At 67.6% G+C, this 16,482-nt stretch carries 18 protein-coding genes and 1 tRNA gene; 12 read left to right on the top strand and 7 right to left on the bottom strand.

Annotated elements, in window-relative coordinates:
• Position 1: 1 nt before the first annotated feature.
• From NMP03_RS00435 to NMP03_RS00425, 3 genes are all read right to left on the bottom strand, one after another.
• Positions 2 to 754: an SDR family oxidoreductase gene (locus tag NMP03_RS00435; RefSeq protein WP_256506600.1), complete on the bottom strand. Its 753-nt coding sequence runs from the start codon at positions 752 to 754 to the stop codon at positions 2 to 4.
• Positions 751 to 1,119, bottom strand: a complete 369-nt coding sequence (locus tag NMP03_RS00430; RefSeq protein WP_256506598.1) for a dihydroneopterin aldolase — start codon at positions 1,117 to 1,119, stop codon at positions 751 to 753. Before NMP03_RS00430 ends, NMP03_RS00435 begins: the two co-directional genes overlap by 4 nt.
• Before the next feature lie 66 nt (positions 1,120 to 1,185).
• On the bottom strand, positions 1,186 to 1,821 hold the full coding sequence (locus NMP03_RS00425) for a glutathione S-transferase family protein (RefSeq protein WP_256506597.1): 636 nt from the start codon (positions 1,819 to 1,821) through the stop codon (positions 1,186 to 1,188).
• Positions 1,822 to 1,924: 103 nt separating this feature from the next.
• On the opposite strand from NMP03_RS00425, the gene NMP03_RS00420 reads away from it, so the two are divergent.
• The 4 genes from NMP03_RS00420 to NMP03_RS00405 are packed head-to-tail and all read left to right on the top strand — an operon-like array spanning position 1,925 to position 4,844.
• On the top strand, positions 1,925 to 2,476 hold the full coding sequence (locus NMP03_RS00420; protein WP_256506596.1) for a GNAT family N-acetyltransferase: 552 nt from the start codon (positions 1,925 to 1,927) through the stop codon (positions 2,474 to 2,476).
• Positions 2,477 to 2,488: 12 nt separating this feature from the next.
• A complete protein-coding gene (locus NMP03_RS00415; RefSeq protein ID WP_256506595.1) occupies positions 2,489 to 3,055 on the top strand; it encodes a DUF1285 domain-containing protein in 567 nt (188 codons plus the stop codon).
• Positions 3,052 to 3,654, top strand: a complete 603-nt coding sequence (locus tag NMP03_RS00410) for a CoA pyrophosphatase (protein WP_256506594.1) — start codon at positions 3,052 to 3,054, stop codon at positions 3,652 to 3,654. The genes NMP03_RS00415 and NMP03_RS00410 overlap by 4 nt, the downstream gene beginning before the upstream one ends.
• On the top strand, positions 3,654 to 4,844 hold the full coding sequence (locus NMP03_RS00405) for a CCA tRNA nucleotidyltransferase (protein ID WP_406698481.1): 1,191 nt from the start codon (positions 3,654 to 3,656) through the stop codon (positions 4,842 to 4,844). Before NMP03_RS00410 ends, NMP03_RS00405 begins: the two co-directional genes overlap by 1 nt.
• Here the strand turns inward: NMP03_RS00405 and NMP03_RS00400 are convergent.
• Positions 4,808 to 6,478 (bottom strand): putative bifunctional diguanylate cyclase/phosphodiesterase, encoded by a 1,671-nt coding sequence (locus NMP03_RS00400; RefSeq protein ID WP_256508163.1) that lies wholly within the window; start codon positions 6,476 to 6,478, stop codon positions 4,808 to 4,810. The genes NMP03_RS00405 and NMP03_RS00400 overlap by 37 nt on opposite strands.
• A gap of 117 nt (positions 6,479 to 6,595) precedes the next feature.
• Complete coding sequence (gene parC / locus NMP03_RS00395; protein ID WP_256506592.1) at positions 6,596 to 8,857, bottom strand: DNA topoisomerase IV subunit A; 2,262 nt, start codon at positions 8,855 to 8,857, stop codon at positions 6,596 to 6,598.
• Between the two features lie 103 nt (positions 8,858 to 8,960).
• Here parC and NMP03_RS00390 point away from each other — a divergent pair, with 103 nt between their 5' ends.
• The 6 genes from NMP03_RS00390 (at position 8,961) to purQ (ending at position 13,899) form a co-directional block, all read left to right on the top strand.
• A complete protein-coding gene (locus tag NMP03_RS00390; protein ID WP_256506591.1) occupies positions 8,961 to 9,788 on the top strand; it encodes a DUF4349 domain-containing protein in 828 nt (275 codons plus the stop codon).
• 72 nt (positions 9,789 to 9,860) lie between these two features.
• Positions 9,861 to 10,772, top strand: a complete 912-nt coding sequence (locus NMP03_RS00385; RefSeq protein ID WP_256506590.1) for an alpha/beta hydrolase — start codon at positions 9,861 to 9,863, stop codon at positions 10,770 to 10,772.
• Positions 10,772 to 11,944 (top strand): kynureninase, encoded by a 1,173-nt coding sequence (gene kynU, locus NMP03_RS00380; RefSeq protein WP_256508162.1) that lies wholly within the window; start codon positions 10,772 to 10,774, stop codon positions 11,942 to 11,944. The genes NMP03_RS00385 and kynU overlap by 1 nt, the downstream gene beginning before the upstream one ends.
• A gap of 104 nt (positions 11,945 to 12,048) precedes the next feature.
• Complete coding sequence (gene purC, locus NMP03_RS00375; protein ID WP_256506589.1) at positions 12,049 to 12,828, top strand: phosphoribosylaminoimidazolesuccinocarboxamide synthase; 780 nt, start codon at positions 12,049 to 12,051, stop codon at positions 12,826 to 12,828.
• Between the two features lie 175 nt (positions 12,829 to 13,003).
• On the top strand, positions 13,004 to 13,237 hold the full coding sequence (gene purS, locus NMP03_RS00370) for a phosphoribosylformylglycinamidine synthase subunit PurS (RefSeq protein ID WP_256506588.1): 234 nt from the start codon (positions 13,004 to 13,006) through the stop codon (positions 13,235 to 13,237).
• Positions 13,234 to 13,899, top strand: a complete 666-nt coding sequence (gene purQ, locus NMP03_RS00365) for a phosphoribosylformylglycinamidine synthase subunit PurQ (protein ID WP_256506587.1) — start codon at positions 13,234 to 13,236, stop codon at positions 13,897 to 13,899. The genes purS and purQ overlap by 4 nt, the downstream gene beginning before the upstream one ends.
• 6 nt (positions 13,900 to 13,905) lie before the next feature.
• Here the strand turns inward: purQ and NMP03_RS00360 are convergent, their stop codons facing one another.
• Both NMP03_RS00360 and NMP03_RS00355 read right to left on the bottom strand, forming a co-directional pair.
• Positions 13,906 to 14,247 carry a hypothetical protein gene (locus NMP03_RS00360; protein WP_256506586.1) on the bottom strand — a complete coding sequence of 114 codons (342 nt, stop codon included), beginning with the start codon at positions 14,245 to 14,247 and terminating at the stop codon, positions 13,906 to 13,908.
• 2 nt (positions 14,248 to 14,249) lie between these two features.
• Positions 14,250 to 14,963, bottom strand: a complete 714-nt coding sequence (locus tag NMP03_RS00355; protein WP_256508161.1) for a queuosine precursor transporter — start codon at positions 14,961 to 14,963, stop codon at positions 14,250 to 14,252.
• A gap of 155 nt (positions 14,964 to 15,118) precedes the next feature.
• Here NMP03_RS00355 and NMP03_RS00350 point away from each other — a divergent pair.
• A tRNA-Arg gene (locus NMP03_RS00350) sits at positions 15,119 to 15,195 on the top strand.
• A gap of 204 nt (positions 15,196 to 15,399) precedes the next feature.
• Complete coding sequence (locus NMP03_RS00345; RefSeq protein ID WP_256506585.1) at positions 15,400 to 16,410, top strand: sensor histidine kinase; 1,011 nt, start codon at positions 15,400 to 15,402, stop codon at positions 16,408 to 16,410.
• Positions 16,411 to 16,482: the final 72 nt, after the last annotated feature.

Genomic DNA, 16,482 nt, shown 5'->3' with positions numbered 1-16,482 from the left:
CTCAATCGCGCCCCAGATGGACGAAATCGCGCGCGAAACACGCCTGCGCCGCGCCGCCATCGACATATAGGGTCTGCCCGGTGCTCGCCCCAGCGCCCACCAGGAAGCATACGGCCTCGGCGATCGCCTGCGGCGTCGGCAGCTGGCCAAGCGGCATCATCGCCGCCAGCGCGTCGATCTGCGCAGGTGCGTAATCGGCGGTCGGCAGAGTCAGCCCCGGTGCCACCGCATTGACGCGCACCGGCGCCAGTACCGCCGCCAGCGTCCGCGTCGCCTCGGCCAGCGCCTGCTTCGACAGCGTGTAGGCGAGTTGGTCGCGATGGGGCCGGGCGATCCGCTGGTCGAGGATATTGACGATCGCGCAGCCCCCCTGCCCCGCGACAGCAGTCGAGAGCGCGATCGGCGCGGCGACGTTGACGCGGTAATGCGCGACCAGCGCCGCTGCATCGGGAAGCGCGCCGTCGCCCGCGTCGAACATCGATGCGTTGTTGACCAGCACGTCGACCCGCCGCCAGAAGCGCGCCGCGACCGCGGGCACCAGCGCCTCGACCGCGGCGAAATCGTCGAGGTCGCAGGCAAAGGCGTGCCAGGCGGCGCCGGCCGCCTCGATCGCCTCGACCAGCCAGGGCTCGGGCGCCGGATCGCGGGTGGCGTGGAGCGCGACGTCATACCCCGCCGCCGCCAGCGCCGCGGCGATATGCGCGCCGAGCCGACGGCAGCTGCCGGTGACCAGCGCCAGCCCCGCCGCGCTCACCGCCGGTGCCGTACCATCGTGATCCCGATCGATTCGCCCGCCTCGGCGATCGCCAGCTTCACGATCTCGATCTCGACGCGCAGCACGCGCGGATCGGCGACGAACAGCGTCTCGGCGATATGGTCGGCCACCCCCTCGATCAGCGTGAAATGCACGCCTTCGGGCAATTGCGTGGCGGCTTCCTTGAGCTCGAGATAGCTTTTCGACGCCGACAGCGGGGTGTCGGGATGGAAATGCTCGGCGCAGGCGATGTCGACCGTCATCGAAATCCGCAGCGGCTGCGGCAAATGGGTCTCTTCGGAATAGACACCGGTAAGCACGTTGACCTCGAGGTCGCGGACCTGAAGCTTCAGCGAATCGTGCAAGAGGATATGGCCTTGTTCGGGAGGATGGGGAGCGGCGGGCTTAGCGCCGCCGACCGCGCGCGTCGATCAGGCGGCGGCGCTGGGGCGCGCGGTGGCGGCGGCGTGCCAGCGCAGGATATGCTTGGCGCGCTCGGGCACCGACAATTTGGCCGCCGACTTGGCGAAGTCGATCGTCACCAGCGCGGTGATGTCGGCAAAGCTGTAGCCGCCGCCGGCGATCCAGGTGCGATCGGCGAGCCGCTCGTCGAGCGCCGACACGAAGCCGTCCCACATCACCATCCCGCGCGCCGCGAGTTCGGGGATCTGCGCGACCGGCGGCCAATTGCCCGGAAGCCCGCGATCGACAAAGGCGGGCGAGCGATTGCGGAAGGCATAGACCGCGGCGGCATAGCCATCGCCCTCGATCCGCCGGGTCCATGATTCGATCCGGCCGATCGCGAGCGGATCGGCACCGAACAGCGAGGGCTCTGGATACAGCGCCTCGATATAGCGACAGATCGCCGCCGATTCGCACAGCACCTCGCCATCGTCGAGTTCGAGCGCGGGGACCGCGCCGCGCGGATTGATCCGCAGATAGGCGTCGCGCAGATGCTCGCCATCGCGCAGGTCGACATGCTCGCGATCGATGACCACGCCCTTTTCGGCCAGGAAGATGCGCACGCGGCGGGGGCTCGGCGCCCAGGGTGCATCATAGAGTTTCATGGGCATCGTCCTTATGGCTTGCGCGCGGCGCGGCACGCGGTAAGTCGCGCCGCCTCGGCTATGTCGGAATCCCTGATATGCCGGGGTAGCGGGAAGATAAAGCGTGGCCGACCTGATCCCGATCGCCGAAGCCGACCAGCAGGCGATCGAAGCGCTGCTCGATACCGTGTTCGGCACCGATCGGCACCAGCGCACCGCCTATCGGCTGCGCGACGGCGTCGCCGCGATCCCCGACCTGAGCTTCGCCGCGGTCGAGGATGGCCGGCTGGTGGGCAGCATCCAGTGCTGGCCGGTCGCGCTCGCCGCCGATTCGGGCGATCGGGTACCGATGATCCTGGTCGGGCCGATCGCGGTGTCGCCGCTGCGCCAGGATGTCGGCATCGGCCGCGCGCTCACCCGCCGCGCGATCGCGGTGGCGCAGCGCTCGGACATCCCCGGCGGCGACTCGCTGATGCTGATCGGCGACCCCGATTATTATGGCCGCTTCTTCGGTTTCGGTGCCGAGCGGACGGGACAATGGCGGCTGCCCGGGCCATTCGAACCGCACCGATTGCTGGCGCTCGGCAGCGGCATACCGATGCAGCCAGGACACGTCGGTCCCAGGATCGGTGCTACCGCCCAAAGGCGGCTTGCCGGTGACGCGCGCGGGTCCTAACGGATGAAGGCTATGCCCATGCCAACCCAGCCCGATCTGTCCAGCCTATCGCTCGCCGACATCGCTCGCCTTGCCGAAGAGCATAAGCTGCCGCCGGTCGACAAATGGAATCCCGAGCATTGCGGCGACAGCGGCATGCGGATCGCCAGCGACGGGACGTGGCACCACGAAGGATCGCCGATCACGCGTACCGAAATGGTACGGCTGTTCTCGACGATCCTGCGCCGCGAGGAGGATGGCAGCTATGTGCTGGTCACCCCGGTCGAGAAGCTCGACATCGCGGTCGAGGACGCGCCCTTCGTCGCGGTCGAGATGAAGGCCGAGGGCGCCGGCGAGGCGATGAAGCTGGCGTTCCGGCTCAACACCGGCGACCTGCTGACCGCCGGCCCCGACCACGCGTTGCGCTTCGCCGCGGGCGAGGATGGCCCGCGCCCCTATCTGCACGTGCGCGGTGGGCTCGAGGCGCTGGTGGGCCGGTCGGTCTATTACGAACTCGCCGAGATCGCGCTCGCCAATGGCGGCACCCCCGCCGGGGTGTGGAGCAACGGCGCCTTCTTCGCGCTCGAGCCCGCCGCATGACGCTTGCCGAAAGGCTTCGTCACGCACTCGAACGGCCCGCCCATCCCGATACCGTGCTGCTGCCGGGCGACCTGCCCGCGGACGAGATCGAGCAATCGGGGATCGACGCCCCCGCCGCGGTGCTGGTGGCGATCACCGATCGCGCGCAGCCCGGCGTCATCCTCACCAAGCGCACCGAAACGCTCGCGCGCCATCCGGGGCAGGTCGCCTTCCCCGGCGGGCGGATCGATGCCGGCGACGCCGATGCGATCGCCGCCGCGCTGCGCGAAGCCGAAGAGGAAATCGCGATGCCGCGCCATGCGGTCGACATCATCGGCACCGTCGATCGCTATCGCACCGTCACCGGCTTTTCGGTGACCCCGGTGCTGGGGGTGGTGCCTGCCGACCTGGCGCTGACGCCGCAGCCGAGCGAGGTCCAGACGATCTTCGAAGTCCCGCTCGCCTTCCTGCTCGATCCCGCCAACCATGTCCGCGCCAGCGCCGAGTATCGCGGCACCACGCGGCATTTCCACGAGATGTTCTGGGACGGCCACCGCATCTGGGGCGCGACCGCCGCGATGATCGTCAACCTGTCGCAGCGCCTGCGGTGGTCGCTGTGATGCTTCCCGATGCGCCGTGGCGGCTGCGCGAAGGGCTGGCCCAGCTCAACGCCGCGCTCGGCGCCGACAACGCGCGCTATGTCGGCGGCGCAGTGCGCGACACGCTGCTCGGGCTCGACGTCACCGACATCGATATCGCCACCCGGCACGCGCCCGAGGATGTCGTCGAGATCGTCCGCCGCGCGGGCTTCAAGCCGGTGCCGACCGGGATCGAGCATGGCACGATCACCGTGGTCCTGCCCTCGGGCCCGGTCGAGGTCACCACTTTGCGCCGCGATGTCTCGACCGACGGGCGCCGCGCCACCGTCGCCTTCACCGACGATTGGCGCGAAGACGCCAGCCGGCGCGATTTCACGATGAACGCGCTCTATGCCGATCCGCTGACCGGCGAGGTGATCGATTATTTCGGCGGGCTCGACGATCTGGCAGCGCGGCGGGTGCGCTTTATCGGCGACCCGCTGCGGCGCATCGCCGAGGATCATCTGCGGATACTTCGCTTCTTCCGCTTCCTCGCGCGGTTCGGCGATGCGCCCGATACCGCGGGGCTTGCCGCGTGCACCGAGCGCGCGCGCGACCTGATGGCGCTGTCGCGCGAACGCATCGCCGACGAGTTGCTCAAGCTGGTGGTGGCGCGCGATGCGGTGCGCGTGCTGACGATGATGATCGATCGCGGCATCCTGCTGCCGGTGATCCCCGAGATCGATGCCGCCGGCGTCGCGCGCGTCGAAGCGCTTGCCGCCCGCGAAGCCGCGCAAGGCATCGCCGCCGACCCGATCCGCCGCCTCGCTGCGCTGCTGCCCGCCGATCCGGCGATCAACGAGGCCGTCGGCGCGCGGCTGAAGCTGTCGAACGCGCGGCGCAAGCGGCTCGCCAGCGCGATCCAGCCGGTGGGGAGCGAAGGCGCGCGCGCGCTCGGCTATCGCATCGGCATCGAAGGAGCGGTCGACCGGCTGCTGCTCGCCGATGGCGACGCGCGCGCGATCACCGATTGGCAGCCGCCCGCGCTACCGATCGGCGGAGGCGCGCTGGTCCAGCGCGGCGTCGCGCGCGGTCCCGATGTCGCGCGGCTGCTTCGCCGGGTCGAGGACCGCTGGATCGCCGAGGGCTTTCCCGACGCGGCGCGGATCGATGCGATCGCCGACGCCGCGGTCGCTCAGTTCTTGGAGAGCGAAAGCAACCGGAACGCCTGATCGGCGGGCAGCGGCCGCGCGTAGAGATATCCCTGCCCGTAAGTGCAACCAAGCGCGGTCAGCGTCTGCGCCAGTTCGTTGGTCTCGATCCCCTCGGCGGTGGTCTTCATGCCGAGCGCCTGCGCCAGGCTGAGGATCGCGCGGACGATCGCCACCTTGTCGCGATCGGCGAGCATCCCCGACACGAAGCTGCGATCGATCTTGAGCACGTCGATCGGCAGCTTCTGCAGATAGGCGAGGTTCGAATAGCCGGTGCCGAAATCGTCCATCGCCAGGGTGGTGCCGAGTTCCTTGAGCGCGCGGATGGTGTGCGCGGTGCGATCGGGATCGGCGACGATCGCGCTTTCGGTGAGTTCGATCGTCAGCCGGCGGCCTTCGACGCCGTGGCTTTCGAGGATGTCGCCCACCATCGTCGCCACGCGATCGCGCTGGAGCTGGATCGCCGACAGGTTCACCGCGACGCTGACGCCGCAATCGCCCCCCGTACGCCGGTCCCATTCGGCGACCGTTTCGATCGCCTGCGCCATCGCCCAGCGGCCCAAGGGGACGATCAGCCCCGATTCCTCGGCGACCGGGATGAAGTCGCTCGGCGACAGTTCGACGCCCTGTTCGGTGCGCCAGCGCGACAGCGCCTCGAACGCGACGATCCTGCCGGTCGCGAGGTCGCAGATCGGCTGGAACGCCAGCCGCAGCGCGCCATTGTCGATCGCGCGGCGCAGTTCGGTCTCGATCCCGAACTCCTGGCGTGCCAGGTCGAACGCGCGCGTCTGATAGACTTCGGTGCGGCCGGTCTTCTTCGACCGTTTCACCGCGAATTGCGCATGGCGGACCAATTCCTCGGCATCACCTTCCTGGTCAGCGCCCAGGGCAATGCCGATCGAGCACGAGACGCGGATTTCGAAATCGGACAGCCGGAACGGCGCTATCAGCGAATCCTCGATCCGCCTGGCGACATGCAGCGCGTCGGAGGGACCGTCATCGACCGCCATCAGGATCGTGAATTCATCGCCGCCGGTCCGCGCGATCACGTCGCCGACGCGCAGCGCCCCCTTCATCCGCCGCGCGACGGAGATCAGCAGCTCGTCGCCCGAGAGCCCGCCCATGCAAGCATTGACGCGGCTGAAGCGATCGAGATTGATCGACAGCACCGCGAATGCCGCGCGCGAACGCTGCGCGATCGCGGTTTCGAGCTGTTCGGTGAAGCCCGCGCGGTTAGGCAGCCCGGTAAGGCTGTCGGTCATCATTTCGCGGCGCAGGCTGTTTTCGGTACGCGTTTCGGAGGTGTTGTCGATCAGCGTCACCAAAGCGCGCTTGTGGACGTGATCGACCGTGCGCCGACCGATCTTGACCCGGAAATAGCGGCAATCGACGGCATCGCCGAACGCCCAGTCGAATTCGATCGACCGTTCGTCGCTGCCGAAGAAGCTGGCGATCCGCTCGCCCAGCAAGCCGATGACCGGCGACGACTGCGCGGCGACGCCCAGCCCCGCGCGCCGGAACGCCTGATTGATTCCCTCGAAGCCGAATCCGGTGGCGGTGAGCACCACGATCGCCGCCGGGATCGGCAGCATGTCGAGAAACTTGGCACTCTTCTGCGGCCCGAACAGCTTGGTCGAAGCCTCTGGTGTCAGCATGGGCGGGTCTAGCGACTGCGCTTTCCAGGCATCGGGTGGTTCCATGTGGCCAGCGCTAGGTGGAAATGGTTAAGACCGCTTGAAGAACCATGGGATCAAGGCCCGCGCCGAAGCCGTTCAACCGAAACGATTATCGCGCGGGAAGCCGTTGGGCGGCATCCGCCCTGCCGCGCCGCGCGCGGCACGCCAGGCCGACATATCGGCCTCGGTCCGCGTCCGCGCGCTTTCGCCGCCCATCGTCCAGCTCAAGCCCTCGGCGAAACGGAAGGTGCGCGCATCGGATAGCCCGCCGTCGCGATAGCGCTGCAATTGCACCCCCTGCCCGCGCGACAATTCGGCCATTTCGGTCAGGGGGAACACCACCAATTTGCGGTTGTCGCCGATCGCCGCGACATAATCGTCGGCGGGATCGATGACGCGCACCAGCTTGAGCTTCCCCCCGGCGCGCGGCGTCACCACCTGCTTGCCCTTGCGCGTCTCGGCGATCAGGTCGGCCATCCGCACCACGAAGCCGCGCCCGTCGGTCGCCGCGACGAGCAGCCGCATGTCGGCGGCGCCGGCGCGCACGAACGCGACGATGTCGCCATCGCCGTCGAGGTCGACCATCGCGCGCACCGGCTCGCCAAAGCCGCGCCCGCCCGGCAGCTTGTCGGCCCCCAGCGTGTAGAAGCGCCCGCTTTCGGAGGCGAGCACCAGCTTTTCGGTGGTCTGCGCGTGGAAGGCGAAGCGCGGGCCGTCACCCTCACGAAACTTCATCGGCTCGGTCGAGGCGAGGTCGGCATGCCCCTTCATCGCCCGTATCCAGCCGCGCTGCGACAGGATGACGGTGATCGGCTCGCGCTCGATCATCGCCTCGAGCGGGATTTCGCGAGCCGGTCCGGCTTCCTCGATCAGCGTGCGGCGTTTGCCGAGCAAGGTCTCGGGACCATAGCGCTCGCGCACCTTGGCCAGGTCGCGCTTCAGCCGCGTGCGCTGCTTGCCGGGCGACGCCAGCAGCGCTTCGAGCTCGGCCTTTTCCTTGTCGAGCTTGTCGCGTTCGCGGCGGAGTTCCATTTCCTCGAGCTTGCGCAAGCTGCGCAGCCGCATGTTGAGGATCGCCTCGGCCTGGCGGTCGGTCAGCGCGAACTCGGCAATCAGCACGGGCTTGGGCTCGTCCTCGGCGCGGATGATCGCGATCACCCGGTCGAGGTTGAGATAGGCGATGATATAGCCGTCGAGCAGCTCGATCCGATCGGCGATCTTGTCGAGCCGGTGCTGCGATCGGCGCTGGAGCACGACGAACTGATGCTCGACCCACGCCGCCAGCGCCTCGCGCAGCGACATCACCCGCGGCGTGCGGTCCTTGTCGAGCACATTGAGGTTGAGCGGCACGCGGACTTCAAGGTCGCTCAGCCGGAACAGCCCGTCCATCAGCGTCTGGGCATCGACGGTGCGGCTGCGCGGTTCGAGGACGATGCGGATTTCGGCGTCCGATTCGTCGCGAATGTCGGCCAGAATCGGAAATTTGCGGTCGTTGATCAGCGCCGCGATCGCCTCGATCAGCTTGCCCTTCTGCACGCCATACGGGATTTCATGGACCACCGCGGTCCAGCCGCCGCCCTTTTCGCGCTCGATCTGCCACTTGGCGCGCACGCGGAAACCCCCGCGCCCGGTAGCGTAGCTCTCGGCGATCGCCGCGGGCGAATCGACGACGATGCCGCCGGTCGGGAAATCGGGGCCGGTGACATGCGCCAGGATCGCGGCGTCGTCGGCCTGCGGCTGGTCGATCAGCAGGATCGCGGCGTCGAGCAATTCGGCGGCATTGTGCGGCGGAATCGACGTCGCCATCCCCACCGCGATGCCCGCGGCACCATTGGCGAGCAGGTTGGGGAAGGCGCCGGGAAACAGCTCGGGCTCGTGATCCTCGCCATTATAGGTCGGGCGATAATCGACCGCATCCTCGTCGAGCCCCGCCATCAGGTCGATCGCGACCTGGGTCAGCCGCGCCTCGGTATAGCGGTAGGCGGCGGCGTTATCGCCGTCGATATTGCCGAAATTCCCCTGCCCGTCGACCAGCGGATATCGCAGCGCAAAGGTCTGTGCGAGCCGCACCATGGCGTCGTAAACCGACTGATCGCCATGCGGATGATATTTGCCGATGACGTCGCCGACGACGCGCGCGCATTTCTTGTAGCCGCTGGCGGGATCGAGCTTGAGCAGCCGCATCGCCCACAACAGCCGCCGATGCACCGGCTTGAGCCCATCGCGCACGTCGGGCAGCGAGCGCGCGGTGATCGTCGACATCGCATAGACCAGGTACCGCTCGGACAGCGCGCTGTCGAACGGGGCATCCACGATCAGGTCGAAGGGGTCGGGTGGATCGGTCAGGTCGGTTGCCATTGGCACGAGCGATAGCAAGCCAGCGCCCCGCTGGCGAGATGGGCAGCGATTGACGCCCGATGCCCGCCATGATCTGATCTCTATGGGTTCGATAGGAGATGCTATGCGCTGTTTGCCGCTCGCCCTTTTGCTGCTTGCCGCCTGTAGCCAGAACCAGCCTTCGGGCACCGTCGCCGAGGAAGCGAGCAGCGCGCAGCCAGCCGCTCCGAACGCCGGCAATTCGGCAGTCACCGTCGCGGTTCCCCGAATCGCCTATATCTATCGCCTTGGTTTCGCCGTCGGCGCCGACGGCATCGCTGCGGCGCAAAAGGCGCATTTGGCGTTGTGCGATCAACTCGGGCCGGCGCGCTGCCAATTGATCGCACTCAACCGCTCGGGCGGCGACGGGAGCTATGCCGGCGGCACGATGACGCTGAAAGTGGCGAGCAGCATCGCCCGGCCGTTCACCGAAAGGCTGACCCAGGCGATCGCCGGGAGCGGCGGGCGCGCGGTGAGCAGCGCGGTCGAAGCCGAGGACGTATCGAAGGCGATGGTCGATACCGAAGCGCGCATCCGGCAGCGATCGATCCTGGTCGAGCGGCTGACCGCGATCCTGCGCAATCGCGACGGGAAGGTCGCCGACCTGGTCGAGGCCGAACGCAGCGTCGCGACCGCGCAGGAGGAACTCGATCAGGCGCGCGGATGGTTGCGCGAATTGCAGACGCGCGTCGCGCTCTCGACGATCGAAATCGACTATGCCGCCACCGCCCCCGCTGCCGACGGCTTTTTCGGACCGGTGGGTGAGACGATACGCGAATCGGGGTCGTTGTTCGCCTTGTCGGTGCGCGGCTTGCTGACGTTGCTGATCATCGCCGCGCCGTGGATCGCGATCGGCGGCTTGGGATTTTGGGGCTGGCGGCGCTGGCGGCGGCGGGCCGAGCCGACCGCCTGAGAATACTCCCCTCCCTTCCAGGGAGGGGAGGGCATCCTTCTAAAGATCGTCGGAAGGTCGTAACGACCAGCAATGTTTCGTCCCGCCCTCTTCGCTGCCCTGCTGCTTGCCGGCTGCGCCACCACCCCGCCGCCGGCCGCTAACGGCGGCTTCACCCCGATGCGCTGGCCCGCGCTCACCGAGCGCGCCAAGCCCGCGCCCGATGCGACGATCGCCTATGGCGCCGATGCGATGCACAAGGTCGATGTCTGGCTGCCCGCGGGCACCGGCCCGCACCCCACCGTCGTCATGGTCCATGGCGGTTGCTGGACCAGCAGCATCGCCGATCGCAGCCTGATGAACTGGATTTCGGACGATCTGCGCCGCGACGGGATCGCGGTGTGGAACGTCGAATATCGCGGGATCGATCTGCCCGGCGGCGGCTATCCGGGGACGTTCCACGACGTCGCGGCCGCGACCGACGCGCTGCGGACGCATGCCGCGAAATACCGGCTCGATACCCGGCGAATCGTCGCGGTCGGGCATTCGGCCGGCGGCCATCTGGCATTGTGGCTTGCGGCGCGCCCGAAGCTCCCCGCCGGCAGCGCGCTTCGCACCGACGATCCGCTGCCGATCGCGCATGTCGTCAGCCTGGGCGGCCTGCCCGATCTCGAAGCCACCGCCGCCGCGACCGACAATGGCTGCGGCGTCGAGGTGGTGGGCAAGCTGGTCGGCCCCTCGCCCACCGAACGCGGCGACGTCTATGCCGACACCTCGGTCACACGGCTGCTGCCGATCGGCGTGCCACACACCCAGATCGTCGGGCGCGAGGACCGGATCATTCCGATCCGCCTGCCGCAAGGCTTCGACGCTGCGGCGCGCGCCGCGGGCGACGATGCGACGCTGACGATCGTGCCCGGCACCGGCCATGTCGAACTGATCGCCCCCGAAACCGCTGCTTGGGGCCAGGCCAAGCGCGCGATCCGCAAGGCGCTCCAGCCATGATGACGCTCGACGAAGCCCGCGCCCGCGACGCCGCCGATCCGCTGCGCGGTCTGCGCGAACGGTTCGTGCTGCCCGAAGGCGTGATCTATCTCGACGGCAATTCGCTGGGGCCGCTGCCGCGCGCGACGGTCGCCGCGCAGACCGACCTGATCGAGCGCCAATGGGGCGCGCGGCTGATTCGCAGCTGGGGCGAGGGCTGGATGGACAGCCCCTCGCGGATCGGGGGCAAGCTCGCGCGCTGGATCGGGGCCGGGGCGGACGAAGTGATCGTCGCCGATTCGACCTCGACCAATCTCTTCAAGCTGATCGTCGCCGCGCTTCGTCACGATCCGACGCGGACGGTGGTCGTCAGCGAGGCGGGCAATTTCCCCTCCGACCTGCACATCGCCGAGGGGGCGGTCGCCTGCGTCCCCGGCGCGACGCTGCGCGCAGTGCCGCGCGAGGCGCTGGCCGAAGCGATCGACGATCGCACCGCGGTCGTGCTGCTGACGCATGTACATTACAAAACCTCGCAGCGCTTCGACATGCCCGCCTGGACCAAGCGCGCGCACGAAGCCGGCGCGCTGATCTGCTGGGATCTGAGCCACAGTACGGGCGCGGTGCCGGTCGACCTCACCCAAGCCAACGCCGATTGCGCGGTCGGCTGCGGCTATAAATTCCTCAACGGCGGCCCCGGTGCGCCAGCCTTCCTCTATGTCGCCAAGCGGCATCAGGCGGGGTTCGACAATCCGATCTCGGGCTGGATGGGCCATGCCGACCCGTTCGGTTTCGCCGATCCGTACGAAGCTGGCCCCGGCATGGAACGCTGGCGCACCGGCACCCCCGCGATGCTGGCGATGGGCGCGCTCGAGGCCGGGCTCGATTCGATCGCCGACATCTCGATCGAGGTGCTCGCCGCCAAGAGCGCGGCCCTGTTCGACGTCTTCGCCGGCATTGGCGATGCGCTCGGCCTCGAATGCGTCTCGCCGCGCGACGCCGGCCAGCGCGGCAGCCATATCAGCTTTCGCCACGCCGATGCCCGCGCAATCATGGGCCGGCTGATCGACGCCGGGGTGATCGGCGATTTCCGCGATCCCGACATCCTGCGCTTCGGCCTGACCCCGCTCTATATCGGCTATGCCGACATCGTCCGCGCGGGCGAAGTGCTCGCCCAAGTCCTTCGGCACGATTGATTGCGCCGCCGCATTCGTTTCGATATATGCGCGGTCAACATGCCCCGGCACGCGCGGCGAAAGCCGAGCGCCGCCGGGGTCTCTCATTTTCAGGGGTTCCGCCCATGGCACGCCGCCGCCAAATCTATGAGGGCAAGGCCAAGATCCTTTACGAGGGTCCCGAGCCTGGCACGCTGATCCAGTATTTCAAGGACGATGCCACTGCGTTCAACGCGCAGAAAAAGGGCACGATCAGCGGCAAGGGCGTGCTCAACAACCGAATTTCGGAGCATGTCTTCACATTGCTCGGCAATATCGGGGTGCCGACGCATTTCCTGCGCCGCCTCAACATGCGCGAGCAGTTGATCCGCCAGGTCGAGATCGTGCCGATCGAAGTCGTCGTGCGCAACGTCGCCGCCGGATCGATGTCGAAGCGCTTGGGGATCGAGGAAGGCACCCAGTTGCCGCGCACGATCATCGAATATTGCCTCAAGGACGATGCGCTGGGCGACCCGCTGGTCACCGAAGAGCATATCCTGTGCTTCGGCTGGGCGGCGCAGGAGGAACTGCACGACATCGCCGACCTGGCGATCCGCGTGAACGACTTCCTGTCGGGGCTGTTCGCCGGGATCGGCATCCGGCTGGTCGACTTCAAGCTCGAATTCGGCCGCATCTGGGACAATGATTACAGCCGGATCATCCTGGCCGACGAGATCAGCCCCGATAATTGCCGCTTGTGGGACATGACCACCGGCGAAAAGCTCGACAAGGATCGCTTCCGCCGCGATCTCGGCGGCGAAGTCGAGGCCTATCAGGAAGTCGCGCGCCGGCTGGGCCTGCTCCCCGAGGACGCCGACTCGGCGGTGCTCGACCTCGAAACCCACCGCAAGCGCCGGGGCAAATAAGACTGCACTAGCGGGCCAATACCCCCGTTCGTTTCGAGCGAAGTCGAGAAACCGCTGCCGGATAAGCCCCGCGCTTGCCCGGCAGCGCACGAAACGAACGGGGTGCTTGCTTGCAGCCCCGGCCCCATCGCGGCATAGCGACCGCGACATTCCGCATCACCCGAAGGCGCACCCCATGAAGCTTCGCATCATCGTCACGCTCAAATCGGGCGTCCTCGATCCGCAGGGCAAGGCGATCCAGCACGCGCTGGGGTCGCTCGGCTTCGCCGGCGTCGCCGATGTCCGCGCGGGCAAGTTGTTCGAGCTCGACGTCGCCGACGACACCAGCGACCAGGCGATCGACGATATGTGCCGCAAGCTGCTCGCCAACACGGTGATCGAGAATTATCGAGTCGAGAAGCTGGCATGAAGACCGCGGTCATCGTCTTCCCCGGATCGAATTGCGACCGCGACATCGCGACGGCGCTGCACGACGTGACCGGGGTGGCGCCGACGATGGTGTGGCACGGCGACACCGAATTGCCAGCCGACATCGGCCTGGTCGCGGTGCCCGGCGGCTTTTCCTATGGCGATTATCTGCGCTGCGGCGCGATCGCCGCGCGATCGCCGATCGTCGCTGCGGTGCATGCAGCGGCCGAAAAGGGCCTGCCGGTGCTCGGCATTTGCAACGGCTTCCAGATCCTCACCGAAACCGGGTTGCTGCCCGGCGCGCTGATGCGCAATGCCGGCCTCGATTTCGTCTGCCGCGACGCGCGGCTGAGCGTTGCCAACGACCAGTCGATCTTCACCCGCGGCTATGACGCGGACGAAGCGATCACCGTCCCCGTCGCGCACCACGACGGCAACTATTTCGCCGATGCCGGGACGCTCGACCGGCTCGAAGGCGAAGGCCGGGTCGCCTTCCGCTATGCCGAGGACGTCAACGGCTCGGCGCGCGGCATTGCCGGCGTGCTCAACGAACGCGGCAATGTGCTGGGGATGATGCCGCATCCCGAACGCCGGATCGAAGCCGCGCACGGCGGCACCGACGGCCGCCGCCTGTTCGAAGGGCTGCTCGCCGCGATTGCCTGACGCGGGCTAGCGGCGGCGCCGGCGACCACCACCGCTGGCGCGGAAGATGCCGGTCCAGCGCGCGAGCATCGTCAGCACCGCTGGCCAGAAGATCGTGTTCCACACATCGTGCCAATGCCCCATGGGGGTGATTGCGATCCCGCCGCGAATGCGGTCGGTCGCGTCCCAGATCTCGCCGGCGATCGCGACGGCAGCGACGATCGCCAGCGGCAACGCGCTGCCGACCCCGCGCCGCAGCAGCGCCGCCGCCGCGAACAAAACCAGCAGCCCGACATAGACATGGAGCGCGTCCTTCCCCAGGCCGGCAACGCCCATCGCCCATTGCTTGGCGGTATCCAGTGCGCCCATGTTCAAACCCGCGTGCGGAACGGGGTGAAGTCGGTGCCCTGGTCGAACACATCGACCCCCTCACGGCGCTTGAGCCAGCCGACGACGGCATAGGTGACCGGGGTCAGCAGCGCCTCCCACAGCACCTTCAGCCCCCAATTGGTGACCAGCACGGTGAAGACCTGCGCGGTGTCCCACACCCCCAAAAACGCCAGCGGATAGAAGATCAGGCTGTCCACCCCCTGCCCCACCAATGTCGATCCGATCGTGCGCGACCATAGATGCTTGCCCTGGGTCAGCAGCTTCATCCGCGCCAGCACATAGGAATTGACGAACTCGCCTGCCCAGAACGCCGCGATCGACGCCAGCACGATCCGCGGCACCGCGCCGAACACCGCCTCATAGGCCGCCTGCCCCTCCCAGCCGGGCGCGGGCGGCATCGCCACCACCACCGCCGACATCACCGCCAGGAAGATCATCGCACCGAACCCCGCCCAGATGCACCGGCGCGCGCGGGCATAGCCATAGACTTCGGTCAGCACGTCGCCGATCACATAGCTGACCGGAAAGAACAGGATCCCCGCGCCGAACACGAAGCCGTCTATCGCCGACACCTTGCCCGCGCCGATGACGTTCGACAGCAGCAGGATAGTGACGAACGCCGCCATCACGAAATCGAAATAGCGAAAGCCGCCGCCGCCGATCCTGTCGGCGGGGATCGCCGCCGGCCCCTTCATGCTGTCCTGCTCGTGCATCGCCCACCCCTTCGATCGAGCTTCATCCGCGATCCGCCGGGCAACGGCAAGCCGCTTCAACGTCCATCGCGACGCCCGGTTCGCGTGCGGCCGCGGCGTTTCCTCGCCACGCGAAATCGGCTAGGGGAAGGCGGTGCGCGCCCGTAGCTCAGTTGGATAGAGCAAGGAGCTTCTACCTCCTCGGTCGGGGGTTCGACTCCCTCCGGGCGCGCCAATCCTATCGCAGTGATTGCGCAGCATTTGGCACCCATCCGCGCGAGCCGGCGGCCGCGAGCGCGTTCTCGGCTAGTGCGGTGGTCGAGATGTGTCGCCTGCGCGTCGAACCGAGGCTCGGTTGCGGCAAGGCTGCCGGTGTGCGAAGGCGCCCCGCAATACGCTAGCAAAGGTATGACGTGCGCCAAGCGCATGCGGAGATGCAATGACCAGTACCGCCGAAACGCTCAAGCCGCTGTTGTGGGAACCGAAGAACCTGGTGAGGGCGATCGAAGCAGCGGGGGTCACGCTCTGGTCTTGGAACGTCGATACCGATGCGCTGGCGATGGACGATCATGCCTATGATCTCTGGGGAATCCCCCGCGCCACCGATGTGAGTTTCGAGGATTTATCGGCGCACATCCACCCCGCCGATCGCGACCGGGTCCGCGCGGCGTTCAATGCGACGCGCGCGATCATCGGCCCCTATGAGATCGATTTTCGGATCATGATCGGCGACGAGCTCAAATGGATATCGGCGCGCGGCAAGGGCGACGATGCCGGCATGGTAAGCCGGATAATGTTCGGCATCTTCATCGACGTGACCGGCCGGAAACAGGCAGAGGAAGGCCGCGAACTGCTGGCTGGGGAGATGAGTCATCGGGTGCAGAACCTGCTCGCAATCGCCTCGGGGCTTGCCGCGATATCGTCGCGGTTGACCTCGACTACGACCGAAATGGCCGAGGAACTGACGCTTCGGCTTACCGCGCTGGGGCGCGCGCATGATCTGGTTCGCCCGGTCCCGGGGCAGACGAAGGCCGCGTCGGCGTTGCTGGGCGATTTGTTGACCGTCTTGCTTGCGCCGTATGACGATCTGGGCGCGTTCAGCGGGCGTATCCGCGTATCGGTGCCCCGAATGAGCGTAGGCGATTCGGCGACAACGATCTTGGCGCTGGTGATTCACGAGTTGGCCACCAACTCGCTCAAATACGGCGCACTGTCGGTCGACGACGGTACGCTAGACGTTTCGTGTTCGGCGCAGGACGAAGCCGTCACGATCGTATGGACCGAAAGCGGCGGCCCCAGGGTGGAACCGCCATCGGGAAAGGGCGGCTACGGCAGCAAGCTGGTCGAGCGGAGCGTAACCGGACACTTGCGCGGCGCGATCGATTACGACTGGGCCGAGAGCGGGCTTGTCGTGACACTGAAAGTGGCACCCGGACGCCTCGCCGCCTGAAGGCGCGCTTCCGCGCTTTCGGCGGATCGCAAATGGTCTTCGGCGCGGTCTCGCGTTGGGCCGCTGCATCGG

The sequence above is a fragment of the Sphingomonas qomolangmaensis genome, assembly GCF_024496245.1.
Classification (GTDB): Bacteria; Pseudomonadota; Alphaproteobacteria; order Sphingomonadales; family Sphingomonadaceae; genus Sphingomonas; species Sphingomonas qomolangmaensis.
The sequence above is the reverse complement of the archived record's forward strand: the minus strand, read 5'-3'. Positions and strand labels throughout refer to the sequence as shown.

What these genes read in the sequence shown, in the direction of transcription:
- NMP03_RS00425 (WP_256506597.1), bottom strand. Translation starts at nt 1,821, where the DNA reads ATGAAACTCTATGATGCACCCTGGGCGCCGAGCCCCCGCCGCGTGCGC.
- NMP03_RS00415 (WP_256506595.1), top strand. Translation starts at nt 2,489, where the DNA reads ATGCCCATGCCAACCCAGCCCGATCTGTCCAGCCTATCGCTCGCCGAC.
- NMP03_RS00410 (WP_256506594.1), top strand. Translation starts at nt 3,052, where the DNA reads ATGACGCTTGCCGAAAGGCTTCGTCACGCACTCGAACGGCCCGCCCAT.
- NMP03_RS00405 (WP_406698481.1), top strand. Translation starts at nt 3,654, where the DNA reads ATGCTTCCCGATGCGCCGTGGCGGCTGCGCGAAGGGCTGGCCCAGCTC.
- NMP03_RS00400 (WP_256508163.1), bottom strand. Translation starts at nt 6,478, where the DNA reads ATGCTGACACCAGAGGCTTCGACCAAGCTGTTCGGGCCGCAGAAGAGT.
- parC (WP_256506592.1), bottom strand. Translation starts at nt 8,857, where the DNA reads ATGGCAACCGACCTGACCGATCCACCCGACCCCTTCGACCTGATCGTG.
- NMP03_RS00390 (WP_256506591.1), top strand. Translation starts at nt 8,961, where the DNA reads ATGCGCTGTTTGCCGCTCGCCCTTTTGCTGCTTGCCGCCTGTAGCCAG.
- NMP03_RS00385 (WP_256506590.1), top strand. Translation starts at nt 9,861, where the DNA reads ATGTTTCGTCCCGCCCTCTTCGCTGCCCTGCTGCTTGCCGGCTGCGCC.
- kynU (WP_256508162.1), top strand. Translation starts at nt 10,772, where the DNA reads ATGACGCTCGACGAAGCCCGCGCCCGCGACGCCGCCGATCCGCTGCGC.
- purC (WP_256506589.1), top strand. Translation starts at nt 12,049, where the DNA reads ATGGCACGCCGCCGCCAAATCTATGAGGGCAAGGCCAAGATCCTTTAC.
- purS (WP_256506588.1), top strand. Translation starts at nt 13,004, where the DNA reads ATGAAGCTTCGCATCATCGTCACGCTCAAATCGGGCGTCCTCGATCCG.
- purQ (WP_256506587.1), top strand. Translation starts at nt 13,234, where the DNA reads ATGAAGACCGCGGTCATCGTCTTCCCCGGATCGAATTGCGACCGCGAC.
- NMP03_RS00360 (WP_256506586.1), bottom strand. Translation starts at nt 14,247, where the DNA reads ATGGGCGCACTGGATACCGCCAAGCAATGGGCGATGGGCGTTGCCGGC.
- NMP03_RS00355 (WP_256508161.1), bottom strand. Translation starts at nt 14,963, where the DNA reads ATGAAGGGGCCGGCGGCGATCCCCGCCGACAGGATCGGCGGCGGCGGC.
- NMP03_RS00345 (WP_256506585.1), top strand. Translation starts at nt 15,400, where the DNA reads ATGACCAGTACCGCCGAAACGCTCAAGCCGCTGTTGTGGGAACCGAAG.